We start from the raw sequence: 24,064 nt of genomic DNA on the forward strand, positions 1-24,064 counted from the left end.
TATCTAAATCACCCACTATCTAGTAACTGCTTTTAGTTTAGCAAAATAATTATTAAAACGTTATTGAAACGACTTGCAAAATTTAAATAAAAATTAAAGATCTGAGGAGTTATTGTGAATAAATTATCAATAGTTAAAGAGTTTGCTCAAAACCAACTTAAAAATGATAAAACGGGTCACGATTTTAATCATATTCTAAGGGTGGTTAAAAATGCTCAGCTAATTTTAGCTGGGGAGTCGGCCAATTCGGAATTAGTGTTAGTCTCTGCTTACCTACACGATGTTTTTGATGATAAGCTCATAGAAGATCCGGCTTCAAAACGACAAGAAGTTCGGCAAAAGTTAACCGAATTGGGATATCCAAGTAATTTTATTGATCAAGTTTTTGAAATCATCGATAACATGTCCTTTAGCGCTAATTTAGCACAAAAAAAGACCCTCTCGATTGAAGGTCAGATTGTACAGGATGCGGATCGATTGGATGCAATTGGAGCCGTTGGCATTGCTCGGGCTTTCTATTATGGAGGTCACTTTGGTGAAACTATGTATGACCCAGAAATTTTACCCCGCCAACAAATGAATAAGACGGCGTATCGGCAACCCGGAACGGTTATTAATCATTTTTACGAAAAACTATTAAAACTAAAGGACCAAATGAATACGATAACGGCACAAACAATCGCAAAGCAACGCCAACGTTTCATGTTAGATTTTTTAGAAAAGTTTAAAAGCGAGTGGGGTCAGTAAGTTACTATTCTTTTAGATCGACTATAGTTCCTTGGACTAAATTGATTAAATCATGGGGATTAAGTTTAACGGAACGGCCAATTTGACCAGATGATACCATAATTGTATCGGCTTCATTGGCTTCAGTATCTAAATAAATAGGGTACTTATGTTTTTCCCAAATTCCAATGGGAGTATTAGCCCCATGTTCATAGCCGGTAGTTTTGACTAAATCTTTTAAGGGCACCATACCGACTTTTTTATTACCAGATGCCTTAGCTAATTTTTTATAGCTTAAATGTTCATCAATCGGTAATACGCCAACTAGGGGACCGGTTTTGTCACCAATTAAAGCTAAAGTTTTGTAAATTAAGTGTTGGTCTTGTTCAGCATGTTTTTGGATATTTAGCTGGGCCACGTCACCATCTTGATAAGTTTCAAAAACCATTTGTTCATATGGAATTTTATGTTTATCTAAAATCTGTTCAACAAGAGTTTTTTTGATTTTTGATTTATTTTTTTTAGACATTTTTTTACCTCTGTAATAATAGTTATCAAATTTATTTTACATTTTAAGTATAATAATCTGGTATACTTTATCAATAGAAATTAATCGAACGAAATTTAAGGAGTAGTAATGGCTGATTTAGTATATCGAACCGTAATGGTTGATTTAAAAAATAGAATACAGGCCGATGAATTTAAATCCCAACGTTTACCTGATGAACGAAGCTTAAGCGAAGAGTATGGAGTTAGTCGTAGTACGATTAAGCGAGCTTTAAACATATTAGCTAATCAGGGAATTATTTTTAAAAAGCGAGGCTCGGGATCTTTTATTAATCCCTTGTACCAAAAGAATCGGACTATCTTCCAGTATGGTGGATCTAACCTAGGAGTTACAGATAGTTTTATAAGTAACGGAAAAACTTCTCAAATTAAATTATTAGATTTTAAAGTTATTCCAGCTGATGAAGAATTACAAAAAGATCTCTTCCTTAATTCAGGGGACTTCGTATATGAAATTAAACGATTACGTTTATTTGATAATCAACCATTTATGATTGAAATTGGCTATATTCCTATTAAATTAGCGCCGGAACTCTCAGCGGAAATAGTTAGTAGTTCAATATTCAATTATATGGAAGAGCAAGCTGGCAAATCAGTTACTAAGTCATTCATGTCTATTATGGCCGAACCTTCTAATGCTGAAGATCAAGAATTATTGTGTCTAACGCCTACAGAACCGGTAGGTATAATGGAAGGCATCTTTTTCTTAGATGATGGAACGCCTTTTGAAGTTTCTAATATGCGCCTACATTATAAATATTTAAAATTTAATACCTTCGTAGATTTAAACGAAAATGCCTAGAAGAAAGTTAATCTTAACTTTCTTCTATTTTTTTATTAATTTAACCATTAATAATGGACTAAACGGTCAAAACCCTTCATAATGTAAGTAGTTGTAATGGTTTAGGACCGCTTTTAATAATTGGACCGTATCAATTTATAAAAAGGTTGACTTTTTATATAAATCGTATATTATTGAGGGTGTAAAAATAACTAATTCGATTGGTAATTTTTACGAGTATTCTATTGCAAACTTACTTTTAATATTAAAAAGGAGTGTTACTCACATGACTGTAGATTATGATTCTAAAGAATATTTAGATCTTATGGAAAAATACTGGAATGCAGTTAACTACGTTTCAGTTGGTCAATTATTCTTACGTGATAACCCATTGTTAAAAACACCTCTTACACCGGAAGATGTAAAGGTTAAACCTATCGGACACTGGGGAACTATTGCTTCACAAACTTTCATTTACACACACTTAAACCGTGTTATCAACAAATACGATTTAAACATGTTCTATATTGAAGGTTCTGGTCACGGTGGACAAGTTATGGTATCTAACTCATACCTTGACGGTTCATACACTGAACTTTACCCTAACATCACCCAAGATGAAGAAGGTATGAAGAAATTATTCAAACAATTCTCATTCCCAGGTGGAATTGCTTCTCATGCTGCTCCTGAAACTCCAGGTTCAATTCACGAAGGTGGAGAACTTGGTTACTCATTATCACACGGTGTTGGTGCTATCTTTGATAACCCAGATGTAATCGCCGCTGTTGAAATTGGTGATGGTGAAGCTGAAACTGGTCCTTTAGCTGCATCATGGTTCTCAGACAAATTCATCAACCCTGTTAAAGATGGTGCTGTATTGCCTATCATTAACATGAACGGTTTCAAAATTTCTAACCCAACAATTCTTTCACGTATGAGTGATGAAGAATTAACTAACTACTTCACTGGTATGGGTTGGAAACCTTACTTTGTTGAAACTGGTAACGATCCTAAAGACTGGGCTATCGACAAACATGCAGAAATGCACGAAAAGATGGCAAAAGTTATGGATACTGTTATCGAAGAAATCAAAGCTATTCAAAAGAATGCTCGTGAAAACCAAACTGCAGACAATGCAACTCTTCCAGTATGGCCAATGATTATTCTTCGCTCACCTAAAGGTTGGACTGGTCCAATGAAAGATGACGAAGGTATGCCTATTGAAGGTTCATTCCGTGCTCACCAAGTTCCATTAAACGTTTCTGCTGTTGATATGCAAGACGCTCAACAATTAGTTGATTGGTTGAAATCATACAAACCAGAAGATACCTTTAATGAAGACGGTTCATTAAAACAAGAATTGGCTGACCTTACTCCTAAGGGTGACCAACGTATGGCAATGAACCCAATTACTAATGGTGGTATTAACCCAGAACCATTGAAATTACCTGATTACAAAGACTTTGCTGTAGAAATTACTACTCCAGGTGCTGAAGAAAAATCAGATATGATCGTTTGGTCTGACTGGTTAGCTGCTGTTACTAAGATGAACCCATCAAGCTTCCGTTCATTCGGTCCTGATGAAACTAAATCAAACCGTCTTTACGGCTTACTTGAAGAAACTCCTCGTCAATGGATGGAAGAAATTGAAACTCCATACGATGAAGACATGGCTCACTCAGGTAACTTAATTGATTCACAACTTTCAGAACACCAAGCAGAAGGTTGGTTAGAAGGTTATGTATTAACTGGTCGTCACGGTTTCTTTGCTACTTATGAATCATTTGGTCGTGTGGTTGACTCAATGTTAACTCAACACATGAAATGGTTACGTAAAGCATCAGAACAATCATGGCGTCATGACTATCCATCATTGAACTTTGTTGATACTTCAACTGTATTCCAACAAGATCACAATGGATACACTCACCAAGATCCAGGTATGCTTACTCACTTAGCTGAAAAGAAAGCTACTCTTATTCGTGAATACTTACCAGCTGATGCTAATACTTTATTAGCTGTTGGTAACACTGCATTCCAATTACGTCAAACTATTAACTTAATCATCACTTCAAAACACCCACGTCCACAATGGTACTCAATTGAAGAAGCTACATCATTAGTAAATAATGGTCTTGGCTACATCGACTGGGCATCAACTGACCAAGGTGCAGAACCTGATGTTGTTATTGCTGCTGCTGGTAGTGAACCTAACTTAGAAGCTCTTGCTGCTATCTCAATCTTGAACAAGAACTTCCCAGAAATGAAGATTCGCTTTATCAACGTTGTAGATATCTTAAGATTACGTCGTCCAGATATTGACCCTCGTGGTTTAACTGACGAAGAATTTGACAGATTATTTACTACTGACAAACCAGTTGTATTCTTATTCCACGGCTTCGAAGACATGATCAAATCAATCTTCTTTGACCGTCACAACAAGAACGTTCACGTACACGGTTACCGTGAAAATGGTGATATCACTACTCCATTTGACATGCGTGTACTTAACGAAATGGATCGTTTCCATGTTGCTGCTGATGTTGTTAACAACATCCCAGAATATGCTGTTAAAGGTATGAGCTTTACTCACGAAATGATGGACATGATTGAAAAACACAATGCCTACACTCGTGAAGTTGGTACTGATTTACCAGAAGTTATGAACTGGAAATGGACTCCACTAAACAAATAATTTAATTTAAATTATTTAAAAAAAGACGACTATTAGTCGTCTTTTTTTTTACAGATTTTTATTTATGATCAAGTGATAGATCAAATTCGTTAGGAATAGGGGCTGTAATAGTACGAGTTTGCATGGTTAACGGATGAATTAATTCTAGTTGCCAAGAATGAAGTAACATTTTCGAAAATTGGTCATTACTATAAAGTGGATCACCAACTAGGGGATGACCAATAGCTTGAAAATGGACCCTAATTTGGTGAGTGCGCCCAGTTTCTAGTTCGATTTTAACTAATGATAAATCAGCGTGTTGCTTAATTACTTGATAGTGGGTAATGGCTGGCACCGCATGATCCCCATTGATTTTACGTTTACGTTGGTCATCTAAATCCCGACCAATCGGTAAATCAATCGTACCCCTTGCCGGATTAACTGCTCCATGAACCCAAGCTAGATAGGTCCGTTTAATCTTTTTTTGAAAGATTAATTGATTTAACATAGGGACCACCACTGGATTTTTACCAAAGATAATGGCCCCGCTAGTTTGCTGATCTAAACGATGGACCATATACGGTAATTCATTTTGATTAGCTAAATATCCGGCCGTGTAGTTAAAAGTAGATTGATTTTCGTTGGGTTGGTTAGGGTGAGTTTTATCACCACGGTTTTTATTCACAACAATTAAATCTGGATCTTCATATAACACTTGAACGGGTTGATCAATAGGTTGGATGTGCGTATAAGGCAGTTTAAAATCATTAGCGTTAAACGTTAAATCTAGCGTGTGGTGATCAGCTAATGAAAAATTCATCGGTAAGTATTTTTGATCGACTAATACGCGATGATCTTTTCTTAAATTGGATACTAAGTGTTTGGGAATTAGTAGATAATCGGTTAAATATTCCCGCAAACTTTGAGTTTTCCGAGAATGGTTAATTGGTAATTGATAAGTCCATTGATTTTGCATAAAAACTCCTGTAATTTTTGAAATTAAAAAACAGGTTGAATTAATCAGCCTGTTTGTCGGGACGTACAGTTAAAACATCACAGATTGCGTTTCTAGTAACAAAACTAGTTACTGAACCAACCACAAATCTTTCAATAGCACTTAAACCGGTACTACCTAAGACAATTAGTTGGGTTTGATGATCTTGAGGAAATTCATTGGCGATAATAGGTTTAGGATTACCGAAACGAATGTGAATATTTACTTCTTTGACACCCGCTTCTTGAGCTCGTTTTTGCATGGCTTCAAGTTGCTTTTCAGTGTCTTCGGTGAGTTTATAAATCACATCCCCGTTTAAAGAACTTCCGTATGATTGATTAAATTGAGTTACTTCTAAAACGTTAAGTATATCTAAGGTAGTGTCATTGGCAATGGCTAATTCGATACCACGATCTAAAACTTTACTGGAAATTGATGAACCATCTACTGGAACTAAAATGTTTTGATAACTTTGTTTTTCCATTTTATCCACCTCAATCAATAATATCTTATACTCTTACTATACCATTATAAAATCAAAATAACATAGGATAAAGGTAAAAAAATGTAATCGTTTTCTTAATATCGATAATAAATTTAGTAGATCGACTTTTATAGTTACTAAAAATAGGATAGAATTGATTTAAATTAGGCGAATTTCAATCGCTTTATAAGTTGGAGGATATTATGCAAGCACAAAGAAAACATGTAATAACAATGGCGATTGTTTCGTTAGTTATATTTTTAATTGTAAATGGTTTGATGATTTTAAAACCAATGAAATTAGCGGAGCCAGTATATAGTTCGGAATTTTGGCAAGTCACTTTTACTGCCCTAATTTTATACGTGGTGGCAATCATTTTAGCCGCATTCCACTTAAAAGTGAGTTATTATTTATTAGCAGTCATAATTGCAGTTTATACGATTGGCCTAGTGGGAGTAGTGATTACCCTATTTACCACTAGCCATGCTAACTTACTTTTAAAATTGGTAGTAGCAATAATTGCTTTAATCGGAATCGTGGTTAATGTTGATTGGTATCTTTTAGCATTTAAGCTAAGAGGGATGTACATCCAAGAGATGATTAACCAGCGGACGCACCATTAAAAAGGGGAAAATAAAATGAAACAAAAAATTGCTGATTTTATTGATTTATTAAATAATGACAATCTTAAAGTACTTTCAAACACTACTGATATGGAAGCCATGGTTGAAAGTCCGGCTACTTTAATGCAACCTTTATATGAATTTGTTAAGGAACAAATTAAAAAGGACCAATTAGGGGTGGGAGAATTAGTTATTGCTGACAGTGATACGGTGATTAGAGTAGAAACTAACGTAATTAACTTACCTTTACAAGAAGTTGGTCGTATTTCTAAAATGATTTCTGATGAAGAAGTCATGGGAGTTAACGTATACTTATTAGTAATCTCACCTAAAGTAAATGTTTCAGGTTTACGAATTGATGAAATTGCCAATGCTGAAGAATTTTCATCAAAATTGGATGACTATTTGGATGAAATGAATGCCTGGGTCGACGATAAAATTTTGGCGATTACGACTAACCTAAGTGACGGAGAAGTTACTGAAGGCGAAGAAGATTTGTAATTACTTGCTAAAAATAGTATAATTAAGTTATGCGATGAGTCGAGAAATCACGCAACTTAGGTTGTCCACGTGAGTGGCTAGGTGAATTTTTGAGCGGGGACACGTTTTCTACCGTATTGTAGGTGTCTGATTTCAATGAATTGTGGAATTCACGAAATCTATTCATTAATTTGAGTACCCGTAAAAAAGGACTAACTGATTAATTCAGTTAGTCCTTTTTTTATACCATATTTTTAATATTGTAAAGTCATTACTAATTTACCATCAGTATGGCCAGTTTGACTATGGTTTTGAAGTTTTTTGGCATTATCTAGAGTAAATGGTAAGTCGTCGGCAATTCTGACATGTAATTTATCAGCACTAATTAATTGTGCTAATTTGATAATAGTGTCATGATCTGGACGATTAACAATTTTATGGAAAGTAATATTATATAATTTACTTAGCGAAACGGCTTGATCGGTTTGTTCTACGATTGAAACAATCGTTCCACCGGACTTAACAGCTTTAAAAGCATCGACTTGGTTTTGACCACCAAGAGTATCGAAGACTAAATCGACATTTTGAACTTTATCCACTAAATTATCATTTTTGTAGTCAACCACCTCATCAGCACCAATACTTTTTACATAGTCAATGTTACTAGTTCCAGTAGTCGTAATAACTTTGGCGCCGGCGTTTTTAGCGAGTTGAATAGCTAAAGAACCTACCCCACCAGAACCTGCTAAAATTAAGACGGTTTGGCCTTTGAGTAATTTACCATAAGTGAAAAGTGCTTCATAAGCAGTAGTTCCGGTCATGGCAATACCAGAAGCCTCGGCAAAAGAAATTTGGTTACCAAATTTAGCAGCATATTTAGCATCCATAGCATAATATTGAGCATAAGTTCCCATTTCACTAGGCACACCGTAACCTAGAACTTGGTCATTGGGTTTAAAATCTTTAACATTTTTACCCACTTGGACAATGACCCCGGCCATTTCTTGACCTAAAATAATTGGAAAATTAAAATCATAACGTTTTTGACGTAAACCTTCACGAGTTTTCCAATCAATGGGGTTAATTCCAGTACTGCGAACTTTAATTAAAATTTGATCATCGTTAATAGTTGGAACATCAACCTTCATCATTTGTAATTGGTTAGCATCACCAAATGCATTAATTCCAATAGCATCCATTTTATCTCTAATCTCATAATTTTCTAGCATATTATCACCTCTCAAGGCTATTATAATATGTAATTAAAAAAAATGGATTTATATGCCTAATAAGTTTAAGATATGTATCAAAAGGAGCGTGAAATTATGGAAATGACAATTACATTAGCTGCATACGACAAATTAAAACCATATTTAGATGGTAAAAATAAAATGTTATTGAGTCAAGATGATGGGGTAGGTCCATTTTCGAAAGCCGGTTATTGCTCATTAGAAGTTGCCTTTGATATTATTGCTGTAAAACCAATGGCAGACACGCCAGACTACCAAGCAGTTTTAAAGACTAATTATGGTGATTGGTATTATAAAGATTACACTAAATCCCAATTAGACGATAATTTAAAGCTAGATTTAAAGAATAATAACTTAGTTTTAAGCGGAGCTAGTGGAATTCTAGACAATAATGTTCAATTAAAAGATATGACTAATGTTTAACCACAAAAAAACACCTTCTCATAACCGAGAAGGTGTTTTAATTAATAAATTATATTAGTCGTTATTAAGGTCTAACTAATAAGAAACCTTGGATAACACTTAAGACAGCTTGTGGAGCACTAACAGGTGATTGGTTGTCTTTGTTATCTTTATCATCATTCTTATCTTTAGTATCAGTTTGTTTATTTTCAGTTGCTTTTTGTTCTTGTTTATCAGCAGCTTTGTTGTTCTTTTCGGCATTTGCATACCATGATTTAACGGCGTTATTATCAACGGCAGTATTTAAATCGACATCTCCATCGATACCATTAACAGTACCACTTTGAGAATATTGCCATAAATCAGTTTGTGCAGTTGGTTGTTCTGAAGAATATTTAGCAACCCATGAACCATCAAATTTACTGTAATCCATGTTGTTGGCTTCGATAAAACTTTGGTATGAGTAATAAATAATTGGTTTATCAGTTAATTTACGCATTTGTTTTAACCAAGCATTAACATATTCTTGTTCGTTACCAGTTTCAGTTGCACGAGCTTCGTTATCTAAAACATAGAACTTAGTATCTTTACTTGAGTTGTTATAAAATTCGGTTGCTTCTTGAGTAGCATCATCAGTACTTGTAAATTCAGAATAAGCATATTCACCGAATGGTACGTTAGCAGCTTTAGCACCACTAGCATTTTGATCTTTTTTAGTATCTAAGTAGTAACTTTCATCATTGGTACTACCTTGTTGAACACGGATAATTGCCATTTCTAAGTCATCAGCAGCCTTATCCCATTGGATATCCCCTTGCCATTGAGAAACGTCAGCAATTTTATCTTTACTTGCAAATGCAGTAGTTGAAATAGTTAAAGCAGTTACTAACCCCATAAATAACCCAGTCAATTTTTTAATAGATTTAATATTCATATAAATTAAATTCCTCCTCGGAAATTCACAATAAAAACTTACAAGGGATAGTATACGAAATAAATGATACTAAACAATATCAGGAATATTTCAAAATGATTAAACGGGAACAAGTGTTCCGAAATAAACGCCGAAATTCCTTGTGGGGCTTACATTTAATAAGCAATAAAAAAGCACAAATTTTTTCAAAATAAATTGAAATTTGTGCTTGATTTAGTATTTTTGCATTAAAATCGGTCGAAAAAACACTTGTATGTTACAAAAACGGGAGCGTACTGTAATAAAAGCCCTTATTTTTGAGCTGATTTCTTGACAAGGGCTACCGATTTTCCAATTATTTGATATAAAAGACCGATAATTAGACTAATTAGGATCGAAGAAAGGACCATGTTGTGTTTAATGATTGGAATATGGACGGATATATAGCCTAATAACGCAAAGATTAAGATCCAAATTAAGGCTCCTTCAAAATTCTTTCTATTATATATAGTAGAATTCATCTTTTCATATCCGGCAATCATCGGAATAAAGTTCCCAATAATAGGAATTAGATTAGCGGTAAGTACAGCTTGGCTACTATTCTTATTAAAATAATCCATTAGCCGGTTGTTTTTAATTTTAGTTGGTAGTTTAGTCTTGTGATTGTGTTTTGATAGATGATATTTAACGGTATTACCTAAATAGGCACCTAAAGTACCAACTATAATCACTAATAAAATGTTTAAATGGTAATTTCCTGATAGTGATCCACATAAAAAAATTAACACATCACTGGGCAACCAAGATAAAAAGATGAAGGCACAGCCCAGAAAAATTACGATAAAAAATACCAAATAACTCCAAAGACCACCGGCGTCGATGGCGGCTTTAATTCCGGAATCCAGAAGTTTGGAAAATGATTTAACTGTTTGTAAGATATTTGGATTCATAACAGACAACCTCAACTTTTAATTTATATCATTATTTTAACACTCTCATTTATTATCTATATAATAGAAGAAAAAATATTTAGTAAAAATAGCTAACGGTACAGACTTGCTTGTCTGGTTTGCGGTATAATGGTATTTAATGATTAATTCATAATACATAAGAAGGTGGACTTTAACATGGATACCAGAACAAATAAATCAAGTAAGATTATTAATATCTTAGGTACGATTTTAGTGCCTTTAGTATTGATGGCCCTGGTTTTTAAGATTATGAATGTTGCTCCATTTGGTGCGAACAACTTTTTAGTCAGTGATTTACAAGCCCAATATTTTCCCTTTTTCTCTGAGTTAAGAAGAGAATTGTTAAATCATACTATCTCAAGTTACTCATTTTTAGTGTCAATTGGGGACAGTATTGTTCCAATTTATACCTATTACTTAATGAGTCCGTTAAATTTGATTATTGTTTTATTTAAACAGAGTCAAGTACCGATCGCTATTGATCTGATAATTTGGATCAAGATTGTCCTAGCAAGTATCTCAATGAGTACTTTTTTAAACCTTAAATATAAAAAATACAATCTTATGAGTATTGCGGGTGGGGTAGCGTATGGTTTATGTGGCTTTGTTGCCATGTATTATTATGATTTAATGTGGCTAGACGCATTAATTGTTTTACCATTTATCGTACTGGGATTAGAACGCTTATTTTATAAAAATAAAGTTTGGCTATATGTCTTTACTTTAACTTACACTATTTTTACGAATTACTACATGGGCTACATGATTTGTGTGTTCTGTGTAATTTACTTCCTATATTTATTGAAAAAAGAACAAGCAGCAGGCATGAAATTCCTAGCCGTCTTTAGAGACCATATTAGTAGTTTCTGGCGCTTTGCTTGGTATTCCATTATTGCTGGTTTATTATCGGCCGTCTTATTATTACCAACCATTTTCTCAATGCTTTCAACTGGTAAAGGTAGCTTTGATGTAAATGCCTACATGCCATACCTAACCTTTGGAACAGCTTTTGGGGTTAATTTAGGTGTAGGGGCTAATAACTTCTTAGGTCGATTAAACCATGATCCAAGTATCTTCACGGGTTCCTTATTTATTATTGGTTTTATTGCTTATTTAATTTCTAAGAAAATTAACAAGACTGATAAACGTGCTTCCATGTGGTTAACTGGTTTGATTTTTGCGGGAATTATAATTTTACCGCTTAATACGATTTGGCATATGTTCCAACAACCGGCTGGTTTCCCATTTAGAATGGTTTATCTATTTAGTTTTTCAATTATTATGGTTACTTATGAAGGTTACTTGGAAGGACTATTTGAAGATAAAAAATCGATAATTATTTCCTCGGGAATTGTAGCCGCCTTAATTGCTTTGGGATATTTGACGGCTAACATTGTTACTAAGAAATTCCCTTCAAGTGAACAATTATTTGTAACTAATGAACATTTACTTTATGTGGCTGCCTTTATTATCTTGACAGTTCTACTTATGATTTTAAGTGGTAAAAAAGTTAAGTTTATGAGTTCTCTACTGTTGTTGCTTTTAGCAGCGGAAATGGGAACCAACTTCATTATGTCATCGCGTGAGATTACTTGGGTTAACCAAAAATATTTTGCTTCGCAATTTAATAAGGCCAATGCTTTAACTAAAGAAGCTAACCGTGATCTTAATAAACAAAACGTCTTTTATCGAGCAATTATTACTAATTACGCATTCAAGTGGGCATATGCTCCCAACCCTTACAATGAGTACAATGATTCCTTAATTTTTAATACTCCAAGTTTAGGATCATATAGTTCAACCTTAAATTCTAATACTCAATTTGTTTTATCAAACCTTGGTTTTGGTAGTCGCAATGTTCGCCGAATTGGGACTTTAGGTTCTACTCCAATTACTAATAACTTGTTTGATATTAAATACATTGCTAACTTAAGCGAAGACGGTAATCAAATTGAAGATACCAACGCTGGGGCTGGTTTAGGAATTATGGCGAATAACCAAGTTCAAAAACTTAAATTAAAACCTAACCATATTATTGGTAACTTAAATAACTTAGCTAAGGCTCAAACGGGAGCCAAAAAAGGATTTATGAAAAAATCCGAAGTCTTCGATTTAAAAGAAGTACAAAATAAATACTACTTCTATGATATGCAGGTTAAGGCCAAAGCTAATGGTCCGCAATTTATGTATGTTCCCCGCGTAGTTTTATCTAACTTACGTATTAGAATTAATGGCCAACGGCTTCTTGGTAGATACCAAGGCTTAAGTACTAGCATTATTCCATTAGGAAATGCTAAAAAAGGTCAAATTACCAAGGTCCACATTGCTTCTGTATATAAATTAGAAGATAAACAAATTAAAAAATACTTTGCTACTTTGAAAATGAAGAAGTACCAAAAATACATTAACTACACTAAAAAACACCATTTAGCTTTAGATAATGCTAAAGCTTTAAGCAAAGATGGAAGCAAGTTTACTGGTACAGTTAACGTTAGGGACGGAGAAAATACTTTAGTTCTGGGTATTCCATATGATAAAAGCTGGCAAGTTAAAGTTGATGGTAAAAAAGCTAAAACTCTTAAAGTGGTCGATGGATTAACCGGAGTTCAACTTACTAGTGGTAAACATCGTCTAGCCTTTAATTATCAAGTACATGGTTTAATGCTTGGTAGCCTATTAACTTGTTTAGGATTGATTTTAGTCGGCGGATCGATGATTGTTAGAATTCGTCGAAAACAATAATTTTGTAAAAAATTTTCAAAAATTTCCAAATTAAATAAATTGTTCAATTTATTGATAAACGCTTTCATACCGGTGTATGAAGGCGTTTATTTTTATTTTACTTAGTGAAAAATTTAATTTAAAATAGACGGTTGCGAAAATTAATTTCAAAATATATAATAATGCTTGTAAACATAATAAAATTATGATTAATGAAAGAGGTACAATTATATGCAAGTTGGTATGATCGGTTTAGGAAAAATGGGTTTAAACCTTGTTAAAAACATGATTAACAACGGTAACGAAGTTGTTGCTTATGATTTAAACGAAGCAAGTGTAGCTGCTGCAGTTGAAATCGGTGCTAAAGGCGCAAAAAGTCCTGCAGATTTAGTAAGTCAATTATCTGCACCACGCACAGTATGGATTATGGTTCCTGCAGGTAACCCTACTGATAGTACAGTTAGCCAAATGGTTGATTTACTTTCAGAAGGCGACTACTTAATTGATGGTGGTAACTCATTTTATAAAGACTCAATTCGTCACAGCGAAATGGCTGCTCAAGAAGGTATCTTATTCTTTGATTGTGGTACTTCAGGTGGTATGGAAGGTGCTGCTAAAGATGGTAACTTTATGATTGGTGGACCAAGTCAAGAAGCCTTCGATCATATCAAACCTTTATATGAAGGAATTGCAGAAAAAGACGGTTACCTATACACTGGTAAACCAGGTTCAGGTCACTTCCTTAAGATGGTTCACAATGGTATCGAATACGGTATGATGGGTGCCATCGGTGAAGGATTTGACGTGTTAGAAAACAGTCAATTTGATTACAACAACGAAGCAGTTGCAACTGTTTGGGCACATGGTTCAGTTATCCGTGGATGGCTTATGGATCTTGCTCAAGAAGCATTTGCTAAAGATCCAGAATTAAGCAAAATTGCTGGTGTTATGCACTCATCTGGTGAAGGTAAATGGACTGTTCAAGAAGCTATTAAAGAAGACGTTGCAGTTCCAGTTATTACTGCATCACTATACCAACGCTGGGATTCACTTCCACAAGATACCTTTACTGGTAAAGTAGTTTCTGCTTTACGTAATGGTTTCGGTGGCCACGCAATGGACATGAAAAAATAATTAATTATTTAAAAAACACTAAGCTAAATGCTTAGTGTTTTTTTATTAGCTAAATTAGGAATTAATTGTTAACTAATAGGTTATAATAATGGTGTAATCGATAATAAGGGGTGGGGAATATGAGTAAAATATTAATTGTTAATGCCGGAAGTTCATCACTAAAATTTAAATTGTTTGATATGCCAGCCGAAACGGTTTTAGCTGATGGCGAAATTGAACGCATTAATTTACCGGGATCAATCATTAAAATTAAATATGGGGATCATCAAGAATTTAAAGAAACTCAAGATAATATTACATACCAATCTTCAGCACATTTGATGCTAACGGAATTAAAAAACATTGGGATTATTCAACATTTAAGTGATATTGATGCCATTGGTAATCGAATTGTAGCTGGTGATCATATATTCAGTAAAACTACTAAAATTGATCAATCCGTAGTAGAAAAAATTGAAAGTTTAGGGGAAATTGCACCAATTCATAATCCAATCGAAGCTAAATATATTCGAATTATTCACACAATTTTACCGCAAGTAGCGCAATATGCTATTTTTGATAGTGTCTTCTTTAGAGATATTCCAGAAATTAATGCAATTTATAGTATTCCCTATGACTTGACTCAAAAATACCACATTCAACGTTATGGCGAACATGGGATCAGTCATGGTTACCTTACTCAACAGGCCAGTGAAATTTTAAAATCTGACCAACTTAAATTGGTAACTTTGCATTTAGGCTCGGGGGCTTCCATCGCTGCTGAAATCAATGGCAAATGTTTTGATACTTCCATGGGCTTTACTCCTATGAATGGAGTTACTATGGGAACACGTTCAGGAAATGTTGATCCGGCTTTAGTACCTTATTTCATGAAACGCTTAAATTTAAGTGCTGAAGGAGTTATTAAAATGTTTAATGAACAGTCTGGTTTATTAGGCATTTCCGGAAAGTCGTCTGATATGCGCGATCTTGAAAGTACGGATGATCGCCAAGCTAAATTGGCCTTAGATATTTTTGTAAATCGGGTAGTTAAATATACTGCCGGCTATATTGCTGAACTAAATGGTGCCGATGCAATCGTCTTTTCAGGGGGCATTGGCGAACATGATGAATGGGTACGCCAAGAAGTGTGTGATCGCTTAGCTTATTTAGGAGTAGAAATTGATACGGATTTAAATCATCAACAACAGCCGGGACATCTTGAAACTGCTAATTCTAAAATTCAAATTTTATTAATTCCAACTAATGAAGAACTAGCCATGGTAAGAAGTGTTCAAGCAAATCAATAAATAAAAAAAGCCGACCAATTAATTGGTCAGCTTTTTTTATTAAGCTTCTTCGCTACCAAACCATTTGGCTACGAAAGCTGCGATAATTGCCCCTACAACTGGAGCAATTAAGTATACCCAATAATCTACTAGAGCAGTTCCGCCAGCAAAGATTGCGGGACCGAAACTTCTAGCTGGATTGAGGGATCCACCAGTTAGATTCAAGGCAAAAATAATTAGGAAGGCTAGAGAAATTCCAATTGCTAGTGGAGCTAAATTAGCATTTCCAAATTTATTACTAGTTACCATTAAGATAATAAGAACAAAGAAGAAAGTAATTAAAGCTTCCGTGCAAAAGGCTGCGAAACTAGAAATGTTAGGGAAAATAGTTTGACCTAATTGATCTTGTGATAAATTAAGACTACCAACTAAAGCTCTAACAATTGCTGAGGCAGCAATAGCACCTAGGAATTGTGAAATCACATAACCAATGAAGTCTTGGATGTTTAAACGATGGTTAATTAACATAGCAGTTGAAACTGCTGGGTTAAAGTGACCACCAGAAACATTTCCAAAAGTATAAGCCATAATAGTAATAGCTAAACCAAAAGCTAGACCAATGGTTAAGGTATCTCCTTTAGCAATGACCACCGCACCAGTTCCGAGAAAAACTAGCATGAAGGTTCCTAAAAATTCTGCAACATATTTTTTCAATGAAATATCCTCCTATAAAGCAATGCAGTTGATATGTTAACACGATTTGCTGAATAAGACTAGTCGAATTGGAGGAATTGGTTATAAATTATAGGTGAGTTTCATTTGTTAGTTTGATTGATTTATGATATTGTATGACTATTGCATTGTTAAAATGACCAGTTCAAAGCGGACTGGCCATTTTCTTTATGAAGTAAAGCGAGGTATACAATTTAATGATAACTGTAACAGACATGAGCCTACAATTTTCAGGTAAAAAACTCTACGAAGATGTTAATTTAAAATTCACTCCCGGAAATTGCTACGGAATTATCGGAGCAAACGGTGCAGGTAAATCAACCTTTTTAAACTTATTAAAGGGTGAACTTCAACCAACTACGGGAAATATTCATATTGATAAGAATGAACGACTATCTAGTTTAAGCCAAGACCACTATGGTTTTGAAGATCAATTAGTTTTGGAGACGGTTATTCAAGGTCACCAAAAACTTTACGATATTATGAAAGAAAAAGATGCTTTATACATGAAACCCGATTTTAGTGAAGCCGATGGTTTAAAAGCCGCTGAATTAGAAGGCGAATTTGCTGAAATGGATGGTTGGAATGCAGAAGCTCAAGCCTCACAATTACTCCAATCACTTGGAATTACTGAAGACTTACACCAAGAGTTAATGAGTGAATTAACTGAAGGTCAAAAAGTTAAGGTATTATTAGCCCGTGCTTTGTTTGGTGATCCAGATATTTTACTACTCGACGAACCTACTAATGGTTTGGATGTTTATAGTATTCAATGGTTGGAAGAATTTTTAGCGGACTATCCTAAAATTACCATCATCGTTTCTCATGACCGTCACTTCTTAAACTCAGTATGTACTATGATGTGTGATGTTGATTTTAATCGAATTCAATTATACGTGGGTAACTACGATTTTTGGTTACAATCAAGTCAATTAGCTGCCAAATTAAAAGCTGATTCTAACAATAAAAAAGAAGAAAAGATTAAAGAATTACAAGAATTCGTGGCTCGATTCAGTGCGAATGCTTCTAAATCTAAACAAGCCACTTCTCGTAAGAAACAATTAGAAAAAATTACCTTAGATGATATTCGTCCATCATCTCGTAAATACCCATTCATTAAATTTGAACAGGAACGAGAAGTTGGTAATGACTTAGTTCGTTTAGACAAAGTTTCTAAATCAATCGATGGTGTTAAAATTTTAGATAATGTTTCTTTCACCCTTCGACCAGGGGACAAAACTGCCCTAATTAGTCGTAATGACTTGGTAACTACTACTTTAATGCAAATTTTAGCTGGTGAAATTCAACCAGATGAAGGTACAGTTACTTGGGGTCAAACTACTAAAAATTCATACCTTCCAAAAGATTTCACGGGTGAATTTAACAATAATGAATTACGAATTATTGATTGGTTGCGCCAATTTGCTCCAAAAGAAAACAGTGATGATACTTTCTTAAGAGGTTTCTTAGGTCGTATGCTATTTACTGGTGAAGACGTTGATAAAGAAGTTAACGTCTTATCTGGGGGCGAAAAAGTTCGCTGTATGTTAGCTAAAATGATGTTACAAAAGGGTAATGTACTATTAATGGATGATCCAACTAACCATTTAGATCTAGAATCAATCACAGCCTTAAATGAAAGTCTTGTGAACTTCCCTGGATCACTAGTATTTACTTCGCATGATCATGAATTTATTCAAACAATTGCTAACCATATTGTAGAAATTACTCCAAATGGAATCATTGATCGCCGAGAAACTAATTATGATGAATATTTAGCTCATCCCGATGTTCAAGCCAAATTAAAAGAATTATATGCTTAAACTACTAAGTCACTCATTTAAATGGGTGACTTTTTTGGTGCTATAATTTAAATAATAAATATGGAGGTAAAATTATGGTAAAAAAAGTAATTGTTCCAAAAGGATTTCCTGAAGTTGGTCAAAAAATCTTAACTGATGCCGGTTTAGAAGTAGTTGAAGCTATTTCAATTCCTGATGCTTTAACTAAAGCTCCCGATGCTCAAGGAATTTTAGCCGGGACCACTACTTTTAAAAATGATGACATTGCTAAATTTGAAAATTTAAAAATCATTGCTAGAAGTGGCGTAGGTTATAACAATATTGATGTAGATTTCGCGGCTTCAAGAGGAATTTGGGTAACCATTACGCCTAATGCCAATGCCTCAACTGTGGCTGAAACTACTTTAGCGGATATTTTAGCCGTTTCAAAAAATATTTTTAATGATTCGATGGCGATGCGTAAGGGTGATCACAAATATCCTAGAAATCATCCCGGATTTGACTTAGCAAACAAAACTTTAGGAATTATTGGCTTTGGTCGAATTGGTCAAATGTTAGCTAAAAAAGCCAGTCAACTGGATATGCGAATTATTTATAATAATCGCACTAAAAAAGCTAATGATTATGCTACCTATGTTGAACGAGAAGAATTAATTAAGCAATCTGATATAATTTGTCTAACTTTAGCGGTAACTCCCCAAACGGAGCGTTCATTTGGTCAACGTGAATTTGAAATGATGAAATCAAGTGCCTATCTAATTAATACGGCCCGTGGTCAATTGGTGGATCCTAATGCTATGTTGCATGCCCTCCAATCAAAACAAATTGCTGGAGCTGCTTTAGATGTATTTGATGATGAACCGTTACCATTAGATAGTCCGTTATATCAGTTAGATAACGTCTTACTAACTCCTCATATTGCTGCCAATACGGTGGAAAGTATGACTCGGATGATTACGGGAGCAGCTGGAGAATTAGTTACTACATTAGTTGATAATAAACAACCTCAATGGCCCGTTAACCAAGTTAAATAAAAAGACCTCCGTTAATCGGAGGCCTTTTTTATAATTATAAAATATTAAATAATAGCAGAAATAAAATTAATGTTCGCTAAGGTATTCCCAATCAATTGACCAGATAATTCCCATAGCTTTTGTACCCGTATGCACACTAATGGCTGGACCAATTAAATTACTATCAATAGCGACATCAGGAAATTTTTGGTGCAGTTTTTCTAACCAATCATTTTGTAATTTAGGGTTATTGGCATCAACCACGGAAATTCGAACCGGCACATCATAAGTAGGAACCGAGGCTTCGACTAATTCCATGACTTTATTGGTTGCTTGTTTCATAGTGCGTTCTTTACTGAGTGGTACAATTTTACCCTTTTCAAAAGTTAAAAGCGGTTTAATTCTAAGCATACTACCAATTAAGGCCGAAGCATTTGAAATTCTACCAGTACGCATTAAATGTGAAAGACTATCTACTACAAAGGCCACCTTCATCGAATCCCGCATTAACTCTAATTTAGGCAGAATGGTATCTGCATGATGACCTTCTTGAGCCATTTTAGCAGCTAATAAGGTGAGGTTAGCTTCCCCAGCACTAGCGATTAACGAGTCAAATGGATAGACTTTAATGTTAGTGACATCTTTAGAATACATAACTAGATTTTCGTAAAAGGTCGTAATACCAGATGATAAATTAACACAAATTACTTCATCGTAACCTTGCGCACTTAAATTATCAAAAGCTTCTTGCATTTGACCCATCGATACTTGAGCTGTCGTTGGTAATTGTTTACTATCAGCCAACTTATCTAAAAATGCTTGGGCGCTCATATCTACACCATCACGATACTGAGTTTCACCAAAAATAATCGTAATTGGTAAGACGGTAATATCATATTTTTCAACTAATTCCTTAGGGATGTTACTAGCACTATCAGTTAGTACAGCAGTTTTCATATGTTTTTCCTCTATCAATATATAGTTTGCTACTATTATTATCCATAGTAACTAATAAAAGCAAGTAATAAAAAACTCGAGAAACTTCCTCGAGTTTGGTGATTTTATAGGAGCGGATTTACTAAATCAGCAATTGCGTTTTCGTAAGCAACTAATTTTTCTTGGACTGATTTTTGTGAATCGCTCTTAGTACCAACGTAAAATTTAATTTTAGGTTCGGTACCGGAAGGACGAATTGCGACCCAAGTGTCATCATCTAACCAATATTTAAGAACGTCAGCAGTTGGTAAGGTTAATGATTCGGTGTGGCCATCATCAAAGGTTAAAGTTTGTTTAGCATAGTCAGCCACACGGACCACTTGGTGACCATTTAGTTCAGTAATTGGATGGTCACGGAAATTTTGCATGATGCTTTGAATTTTTTGCTTGCCATCTAAGCCGGTAAGGACTTTAGAGATAGTTTTTTCATCAAAGTATCCGTATTTTTGATACATTTCTTGAACCCCATCATATAAGGTCTTACCTTGATCTTTATAGTAAGCAGCGACTTCAGCTAATAATAGGACTGCTTGGATAGCATCTTTATCCCGAACAAATGGATTAATTAAGTAACCAAAACTTTCTTCAAAGCCAAATAAGAAGGTGTGATCTTTTTGATCTTCGAATTCTTGAATGCTTTGAGCGATAAATTTAAATCCGGTTAGGACACTTTTAGTTTCTACGTTATATGATTTAGCAATTGCGTCAGCTAATTCGGTAGAAACGATAGATTTAACAATGGCTCCATTGGTAGGTAAAGTATTGGATTGCTTTTTAGCGTTTAAAATGTAGTTTAGTAAAACACTGGCAATTTGGTTACCTGATAGTAACTTGTAGGTATTATCAGGTTGGCGAACAGCGGCTCCTAAACGATCAGAATCCGGATCAGTAGCAATTAAAATATCGGCTTTAGTTTTTTGGCCGAGTTCCATAGCTAAATTAAAGGCTTCCGGAAATTCCGGATTAGGATGAGGCGTAGTTGGAAATTCCGGATCGGCAATGGCTTGTTCAGCTACTACTTCGTAATCCGTAAAACCAACTTCATTTAAAGCTCGTCGAGCGATAACTTTTCCAGTTCCGTGTAAAGGTGTGTAAACAAATTTAAGATCTTTACCGGTAGTTTTAACTAATTCGTTGTTAATAGTAACGTTTTTAAGTCCTTCTAAGTATGGAATATCAACATCTTCACCAATAATGTGCATGATATTATCCATTCTTAAAGTATGTTCATCACTAACGCGAATATCAAATAAATTATTAGCTTTATTAATATAGGTAGTAATTAAATCAGATTCCTTAGGGGGCATTTGACCACCGTCGGGACCATATAATTTAAATCCATTGTATTCTTTAGGATTGTGACTAGCCGTGATCATAATTCCGGCATAAGTATGTAGGTGTCGAACGGCAAAAGATAGTTCGGGAGTTGGTCGCATATCGTCAAATACATAAGTTGGAATTCCGTGATGGCCTAATACGCGAGCGGATTCATGGGCAAATTCTGATGAGAAATACCGTGAATCAAAACTAATGGCTACCCCTTGGTTTTTAGTAGCGTCATCTAGCGTATCCATAAAACGTGCTAGACCTTCGGCAGCTTGGCGCACCGTATAAATGTTCATTCGGTTAGTACCAGCACCAATTAAACCACGCATTCCCGCAGTACCAAATGATAGATGAGTTGCAAAGGCATCTTCGATTTCTTTAGGGTCATTTTTCATGTTTTGAAGTTCATTTAAAATATTACTTGGTAAATTATCTTGTTCTAACCAAGTGTTATAAGTTTGTTCAGCAATTTCATTCACTAACTTTTCTCCTTATGCAGTAAAAAATAGGTTTCTACAAATAAAATACTAACATTAATTAATAATTATACCAAAAACTGGTAAAATAAATTGTTTAGATTCAAATTTTTTGGTAGGAGGAACTCATCATTAAAGTTACAAATCAAGAAAAGGGGATTGTCTTAGCGAGTCTCGGGGGAATTTTTTGGGGAATTCAGGGGCCCGTTTCCCAATCGTTATTTGCTACTCAGCATCTTTCGACGGAATGGTTAATGGGAATTAAGATGCTTTTAGCCGGGATTGCTATTTTGGCCTATGTCAAATTTGGTAAACATCAAAAATTAAATGTAATTTGGCAACGTCCTAAAAATCGGTGGGTAATGTTAATTTATTCGCTTTTAGGATTATCGGCAGTTCAATATCTATATTTATTAACTGTTAAAAATAGTAATGCAGCGACTACCACGGTTATGCAGAGTTTAGGGACGGTCTTAATTGTGATTTTTACTATTTTTATTTCCCGTTCGTTACCACAAACTAAAGAAATCATTGCAGTAGGTTTAGCTATTATAGGTACTTGGTTATTAGTTACCAAGGGAGATATTAATCATTTAGCAATTTCTAAAACGGCACTTATTTTTGGTTTATTACTAGCCCTAGCCGGAGCCTTACAAACTATGATTCCAGTCAAATTAATTGCTGAATATGGCTCTTTATTAGTGATTGGTTGGGCGATGTTGATTGGTGGGATTGTATTTTCAGTTTGTTTCCCATTTTGGAAAAATGCCCCCACACTGACTTTAGGAACGGTCCTAGGCGTTGGTTTTATTGTAATCTTTGGTACGATTTTAGCGTATATCTGTTTCATGCAAAGCCTAGCCTACATTTCACCAACGGTAGCTGGATTGTTGGATACGTTTGAACCGCTAGCTGCTACTTTAGGGATGGTATTATTTTTAAATACTAGTTTTAGTTGGATTGAAGCCTTGGGGATGCTACTAGCGATTAGTACGGTATTTGTTTTGTCGGTTAAAACTCCTAAAAAATAAATTATGAACACCGTGTTGACTTCTAAAAAGATTCATTTATAATAGGTTAGTAAATTAATCTGGAGTAAAGGAGTCGGGTGATGAAATCGGATAAAAGAAATCAGCAAACTGAACAATTATTAATAGCGTCTTTTATCGATTTAATTAAGGAAAAGAATTTCAATGATATCGGCGTAACTGATATTACTCGGTTGGCCGGAGTAAATCGAGGAACTTTTTACATTCATTTTAGTGATAAATTTGATTTATTGCATAAAATCGAACGAGAGTTACTAGAAAAGCTCCAGGAAGCACTTAATTCAGTGATTCCTACCGCGATCGAGCAATTAAAGAACGATAGTTTTGAAATTTTACCTTATAAATTAGTGATTAAAACTCTTAATCAGATTTACAATGACCGTGATATAGTGGCGGCCTTGTTAAGTAGCAATGGTGATCCGTTATTTGTTAATAAACTCAAAGATTTATTTCGTAAAGAAATTCGTGTTGAATTTAGTCAAATAAAGGATAGCGTCTTTTATGACGAAGTAATTCCTCAAGACTATATCGAAGAGATGATTTTAAATAATTTAATGTCAATTGTAATTCACTGGTTAACCAAGGAACATCCGGAACAACCAGAAGAAGTGGCTAAAATTATTTTAAGATATCGCGAAGTTAGTCCTGATGAATTGATTAGAATAAAAAAAGAGGAGTAGGT

General features: G+C 34.5%; 22 protein-coding genes. 13 read left to right on the top strand and 9 right to left on the bottom strand.

The window, feature by feature from the left end; translation table 11 throughout:
* The first annotated feature begins 111 nt into the window (after positions 1–111).
* A complete protein-coding gene (locus tag LHL71_RS00325; protein ID WP_227361589.1) occupies positions 112–747 on the top strand; it encodes an HD domain-containing protein in 636 nt (211 codons plus the stop codon).
* Between the two features lie 4 nt (positions 748–751).
* Here LHL71_RS00325 and ybaK read toward each other — a convergent pair whose 3' ends face one another.
* Positions 752–1,255, bottom strand: a complete 504-nt coding sequence (ybaK, locus tag LHL71_RS00330) for a Cys-tRNA(Pro) deacylase (protein ID WP_227361068.1) — start codon at positions 1,253–1,255, stop codon at positions 752–754.
* A gap of 108 nt (positions 1,256–1,363) precedes the next feature.
* On the opposite strand from ybaK, the gene LHL71_RS00335 reads away from it, so the two are divergent.
* Positions 1,364–2,095, top strand: coding sequence for a GntR family transcriptional regulator (locus LHL71_RS00335; RefSeq protein ID WP_227361069.1), 732 nt, complete (start codon positions 1,364–1,366; stop codon positions 2,093–2,095).
* Between the two features lie 265 nt (positions 2,096–2,360).
* Positions 2,361–4,769: a phosphoketolase family protein gene (locus tag LHL71_RS00340; protein WP_227361070.1), complete on the top strand. Its 2,409-nt coding sequence runs from the start codon at positions 2,361–2,363 to the stop codon at positions 4,767–4,769.
* Positions 4,770–4,827: 58 nt separating this feature from the next.
* Here LHL71_RS00340 and LHL71_RS00345 read toward each other — a convergent pair whose 3' ends face one another.
* Both LHL71_RS00345 and LHL71_RS00350 read right to left on the bottom strand, forming a co-directional pair.
* Positions 4,828–5,724, bottom strand: a complete 897-nt coding sequence (locus LHL71_RS00345; protein WP_227361071.1) for an RluA family pseudouridine synthase — start codon at positions 5,722–5,724, stop codon at positions 4,828–4,830.
* Positions 5,725–5,764: 40 nt separating this feature from the next.
* A complete protein-coding gene (locus tag LHL71_RS00350) occupies positions 5,765–6,226 on the bottom strand; it encodes a universal stress protein (RefSeq protein WP_227361072.1) in 462 nt (153 codons plus the stop codon).
* Positions 6,227–6,429: 203 nt separating this feature from the next.
* Between LHL71_RS00350 and LHL71_RS00355 the strand changes: the two genes are divergently transcribed.
* Positions 6,430–6,849, top strand: a complete 420-nt coding sequence (locus LHL71_RS00355) for a DUF5391 family protein (protein ID WP_227361073.1) — start codon at positions 6,430–6,432, stop codon at positions 6,847–6,849.
* 15 nt (positions 6,850–6,864) lie between these two features.
* Positions 6,865–7,350: a hypothetical protein gene (locus LHL71_RS00360; RefSeq protein ID WP_227361074.1), complete on the top strand. Its 486-nt coding sequence runs from the start codon at positions 6,865–6,867 to the stop codon at positions 7,348–7,350.
* Positions 7,351–7,583: 233 nt separating this feature from the next.
* On the opposite strand, the gene LHL71_RS00365 is transcribed toward LHL71_RS00360, so the two are convergent.
* Positions 7,584–8,558: an NADP-dependent oxidoreductase gene (locus LHL71_RS00365; protein ID WP_227361075.1), complete on the bottom strand. Its 975-nt coding sequence runs from the start codon at positions 8,556–8,558 to the stop codon at positions 7,584–7,586.
* 96 nt (positions 8,559–8,654) lie between these two features.
* On the opposite strand from LHL71_RS00365, the gene LHL71_RS00370 reads away from it, so the two are divergent.
* Positions 8,655–9,002 (top strand): iron-sulfur cluster biosynthesis family protein, encoded by a 348-nt coding sequence (locus tag LHL71_RS00370; RefSeq protein ID WP_227361076.1) that lies wholly within the window; start codon positions 8,655–8,657, stop codon positions 9,000–9,002.
* A gap of 64 nt (positions 9,003–9,066) precedes the next feature.
* Here the strand turns inward: LHL71_RS00370 and LHL71_RS00375 are convergent, their stop codons facing one another.
* On the bottom strand, positions 9,067–9,915 hold the full coding sequence (locus LHL71_RS00375) for a GH25 family lysozyme (protein WP_227361077.1): 849 nt from the start codon (positions 9,913–9,915) through the stop codon (positions 9,067–9,069).
* Between the two features lie 290 nt (positions 9,916–10,205).
* Positions 10,206–10,844: a DedA family protein gene (locus LHL71_RS00380; protein ID WP_227361078.1), complete on the bottom strand. Its 639-nt coding sequence runs from the start codon at positions 10,842–10,844 to the stop codon at positions 10,206–10,208.
* Between the two features lie 177 nt (positions 10,845–11,021).
* On the opposite strand from LHL71_RS00380, the gene LHL71_RS00385 reads away from it, so the two are divergent.
* From LHL71_RS00385 to LHL71_RS00395, 3 genes are all read left to right on the top strand, one after another.
* A complete protein-coding gene (locus LHL71_RS00385; RefSeq protein WP_227361079.1) occupies positions 11,022–13,607 on the top strand; it encodes a YfhO family protein in 2,586 nt (861 codons plus the stop codon).
* Between the two features lie 210 nt (positions 13,608–13,817).
* Entirely contained in the window at positions 13,818–14,720 is a 903-nt protein-coding gene (gene gnd, locus LHL71_RS00390; protein WP_227361080.1) for a phosphogluconate dehydrogenase (NAD(+)-dependent, decarboxylating), read from the top strand.
* 119 nt (positions 14,721–14,839) lie between these two features.
* Positions 14,840–16,009 (top strand): acetate/propionate family kinase, encoded by a 1,170-nt coding sequence (locus LHL71_RS00395; protein WP_227361081.1) that lies wholly within the window; start codon positions 14,840–14,842, stop codon positions 16,007–16,009.
* A gap of 39 nt (positions 16,010–16,048) precedes the next feature.
* On the opposite strand, the gene LHL71_RS00400 is transcribed toward LHL71_RS00395, so the two are convergent.
* Positions 16,049–16,702, bottom strand: a complete 654-nt coding sequence (locus LHL71_RS00400; RefSeq protein ID WP_227361082.1) for an MIP/aquaporin family protein — start codon at positions 16,700–16,702, stop codon at positions 16,049–16,051.
* Between the two features lie 215 nt (positions 16,703–16,917).
* Between LHL71_RS00400 and LHL71_RS00405 the strand changes: the two genes are divergently transcribed.
* Positions 16,918–18,543, top strand: a complete 1,626-nt coding sequence (locus tag LHL71_RS00405; protein ID WP_227361083.1) for an ABC-F family ATP-binding cassette domain-containing protein — start codon at positions 16,918–16,920, stop codon at positions 18,541–18,543.
* A 74-nt stretch (positions 18,544–18,617) separates the two neighbouring features.
* Positions 18,618–19,556: a phosphoglycerate dehydrogenase gene (locus LHL71_RS00410; protein ID WP_227361084.1), complete on the top strand. Its 939-nt coding sequence runs from the start codon at positions 18,618–18,620 to the stop codon at positions 19,554–19,556.
* A 66-nt stretch (positions 19,557–19,622) separates the two neighbouring features.
* On the opposite strand, the gene LHL71_RS00415 is transcribed toward LHL71_RS00410, so the two are convergent.
* The gene (locus LHL71_RS00415) at positions 19,623–20,492 is read right to left on the bottom strand and encodes a DegV family protein (protein ID WP_227361085.1); all 870 of its coding nucleotides are present in this window, start codon (positions 20,490–20,492) and stop codon (positions 19,623–19,625) included.
* A gap of 104 nt (positions 20,493–20,596) precedes the next feature.
* A complete protein-coding gene (locus tag LHL71_RS00420; RefSeq protein WP_227361086.1) occupies positions 20,597–22,336 on the bottom strand; it encodes a phospho-sugar mutase in 1,740 nt (579 codons plus the stop codon).
* Positions 22,337–22,527: 191 nt separating this feature from the next.
* Between LHL71_RS00420 and LHL71_RS00425 the strand changes: the two genes are divergently transcribed.
* A complete protein-coding gene (locus LHL71_RS00425) occupies positions 22,528–23,364 on the top strand; it encodes a DMT family transporter (protein ID WP_249778702.1) in 837 nt (278 codons plus the stop codon).
* Between the two features lie 80 nt (positions 23,365–23,444).
* Positions 23,445–24,062: a TetR/AcrR family transcriptional regulator gene (locus LHL71_RS00430; protein WP_227361087.1), complete on the top strand. Its 618-nt coding sequence runs from the start codon at positions 23,445–23,447 to the stop codon at positions 24,060–24,062.
* The last annotated feature ends 2 nt before the right edge of the window (positions 24,063–24,064 follow it).

Origin of the sequence: Lentilactobacillus laojiaonis, assembly GCF_020616595.1 — a bacterium.
In the GTDB taxonomy this organism is placed as follows: domain Bacteria; phylum Bacillota; class Bacilli; order Lactobacillales; family Lactobacillaceae; genus Lentilactobacillus; species Lentilactobacillus laojiaonis.

What these genes read in the sequence shown, in the direction of transcription:
- ybaK (WP_227361068.1), bottom strand. Translation starts at nt 1,255, where the DNA reads ATGTCTAAAAAAAATAAATCAAAAATCAAAAAAACTCTTGTTGAACAG.
- LHL71_RS00335 (WP_227361069.1), top strand. Translation starts at nt 1,364, where the DNA reads ATGGCTGATTTAGTATATCGAACCGTAATGGTTGATTTAAAAAATAGA.
- LHL71_RS00340 (WP_227361070.1), top strand. Translation starts at nt 2,361, where the DNA reads ATGACTGTAGATTATGATTCTAAAGAATATTTAGATCTTATGGAAAAA.
- LHL71_RS00345 (WP_227361071.1), bottom strand. Translation starts at nt 5,724, where the DNA reads ATGCAAAATCAATGGACTTATCAATTACCAATTAACCATTCTCGGAAA.
- LHL71_RS00350 (WP_227361072.1), bottom strand. Translation starts at nt 6,226, where the DNA reads ATGGAAAAACAAAGTTATCAAAACATTTTAGTTCCAGTAGATGGTTCA.
- LHL71_RS00355 (WP_227361073.1), top strand. Translation starts at nt 6,430, where the DNA reads ATGCAAGCACAAAGAAAACATGTAATAACAATGGCGATTGTTTCGTTA.
- LHL71_RS00360 (WP_227361074.1), top strand. Translation starts at nt 6,865, where the DNA reads ATGAAACAAAAAATTGCTGATTTTATTGATTTATTAAATAATGACAAT.
- LHL71_RS00365 (WP_227361075.1), bottom strand. Translation starts at nt 8,558, where the DNA reads ATGCTAGAAAATTATGAGATTAGAGATAAAATGGATGCTATTGGAATT.
- LHL71_RS00370 (WP_227361076.1), top strand. Translation starts at nt 8,655, where the DNA reads ATGGAAATGACAATTACATTAGCTGCATACGACAAATTAAAACCATAT.
- LHL71_RS00375 (WP_227361077.1), bottom strand. Translation starts at nt 9,915, where the DNA reads ATGAATATTAAATCTATTAAAAAATTGACTGGGTTATTTATGGGGTTA.
- LHL71_RS00380 (WP_227361078.1), bottom strand. Translation starts at nt 10,844, where the DNA reads ATGAATCCAAATATCTTACAAACAGTTAAATCATTTTCCAAACTTCTG.
- LHL71_RS00385 (WP_227361079.1), top strand. Translation starts at nt 11,022, where the DNA reads ATGGATACCAGAACAAATAAATCAAGTAAGATTATTAATATCTTAGGT.
- gnd (WP_227361080.1), top strand. Translation starts at nt 13,818, where the DNA reads ATGCAAGTTGGTATGATCGGTTTAGGAAAAATGGGTTTAAACCTTGTT.
- LHL71_RS00395 (WP_227361081.1), top strand. Translation starts at nt 14,840, where the DNA reads ATGAGTAAAATATTAATTGTTAATGCCGGAAGTTCATCACTAAAATTT.
- LHL71_RS00405 (WP_227361083.1), top strand. Translation starts at nt 16,918, where the DNA reads ATGATAACTGTAACAGACATGAGCCTACAATTTTCAGGTAAAAAACTC.
- LHL71_RS00410 (WP_227361084.1), top strand. Translation starts at nt 18,618, where the DNA reads ATGGTAAAAAAAGTAATTGTTCCAAAAGGATTTCCTGAAGTTGGTCAA.
- LHL71_RS00415 (WP_227361085.1), bottom strand. Translation starts at nt 20,492, where the DNA reads ATGAAAACTGCTGTACTAACTGATAGTGCTAGTAACATCCCTAAGGAA.
- LHL71_RS00430 (WP_227361087.1), top strand. Translation starts at nt 23,445, where the DNA reads ATGAAATCGGATAAAAGAAATCAGCAAACTGAACAATTATTAATAGCG.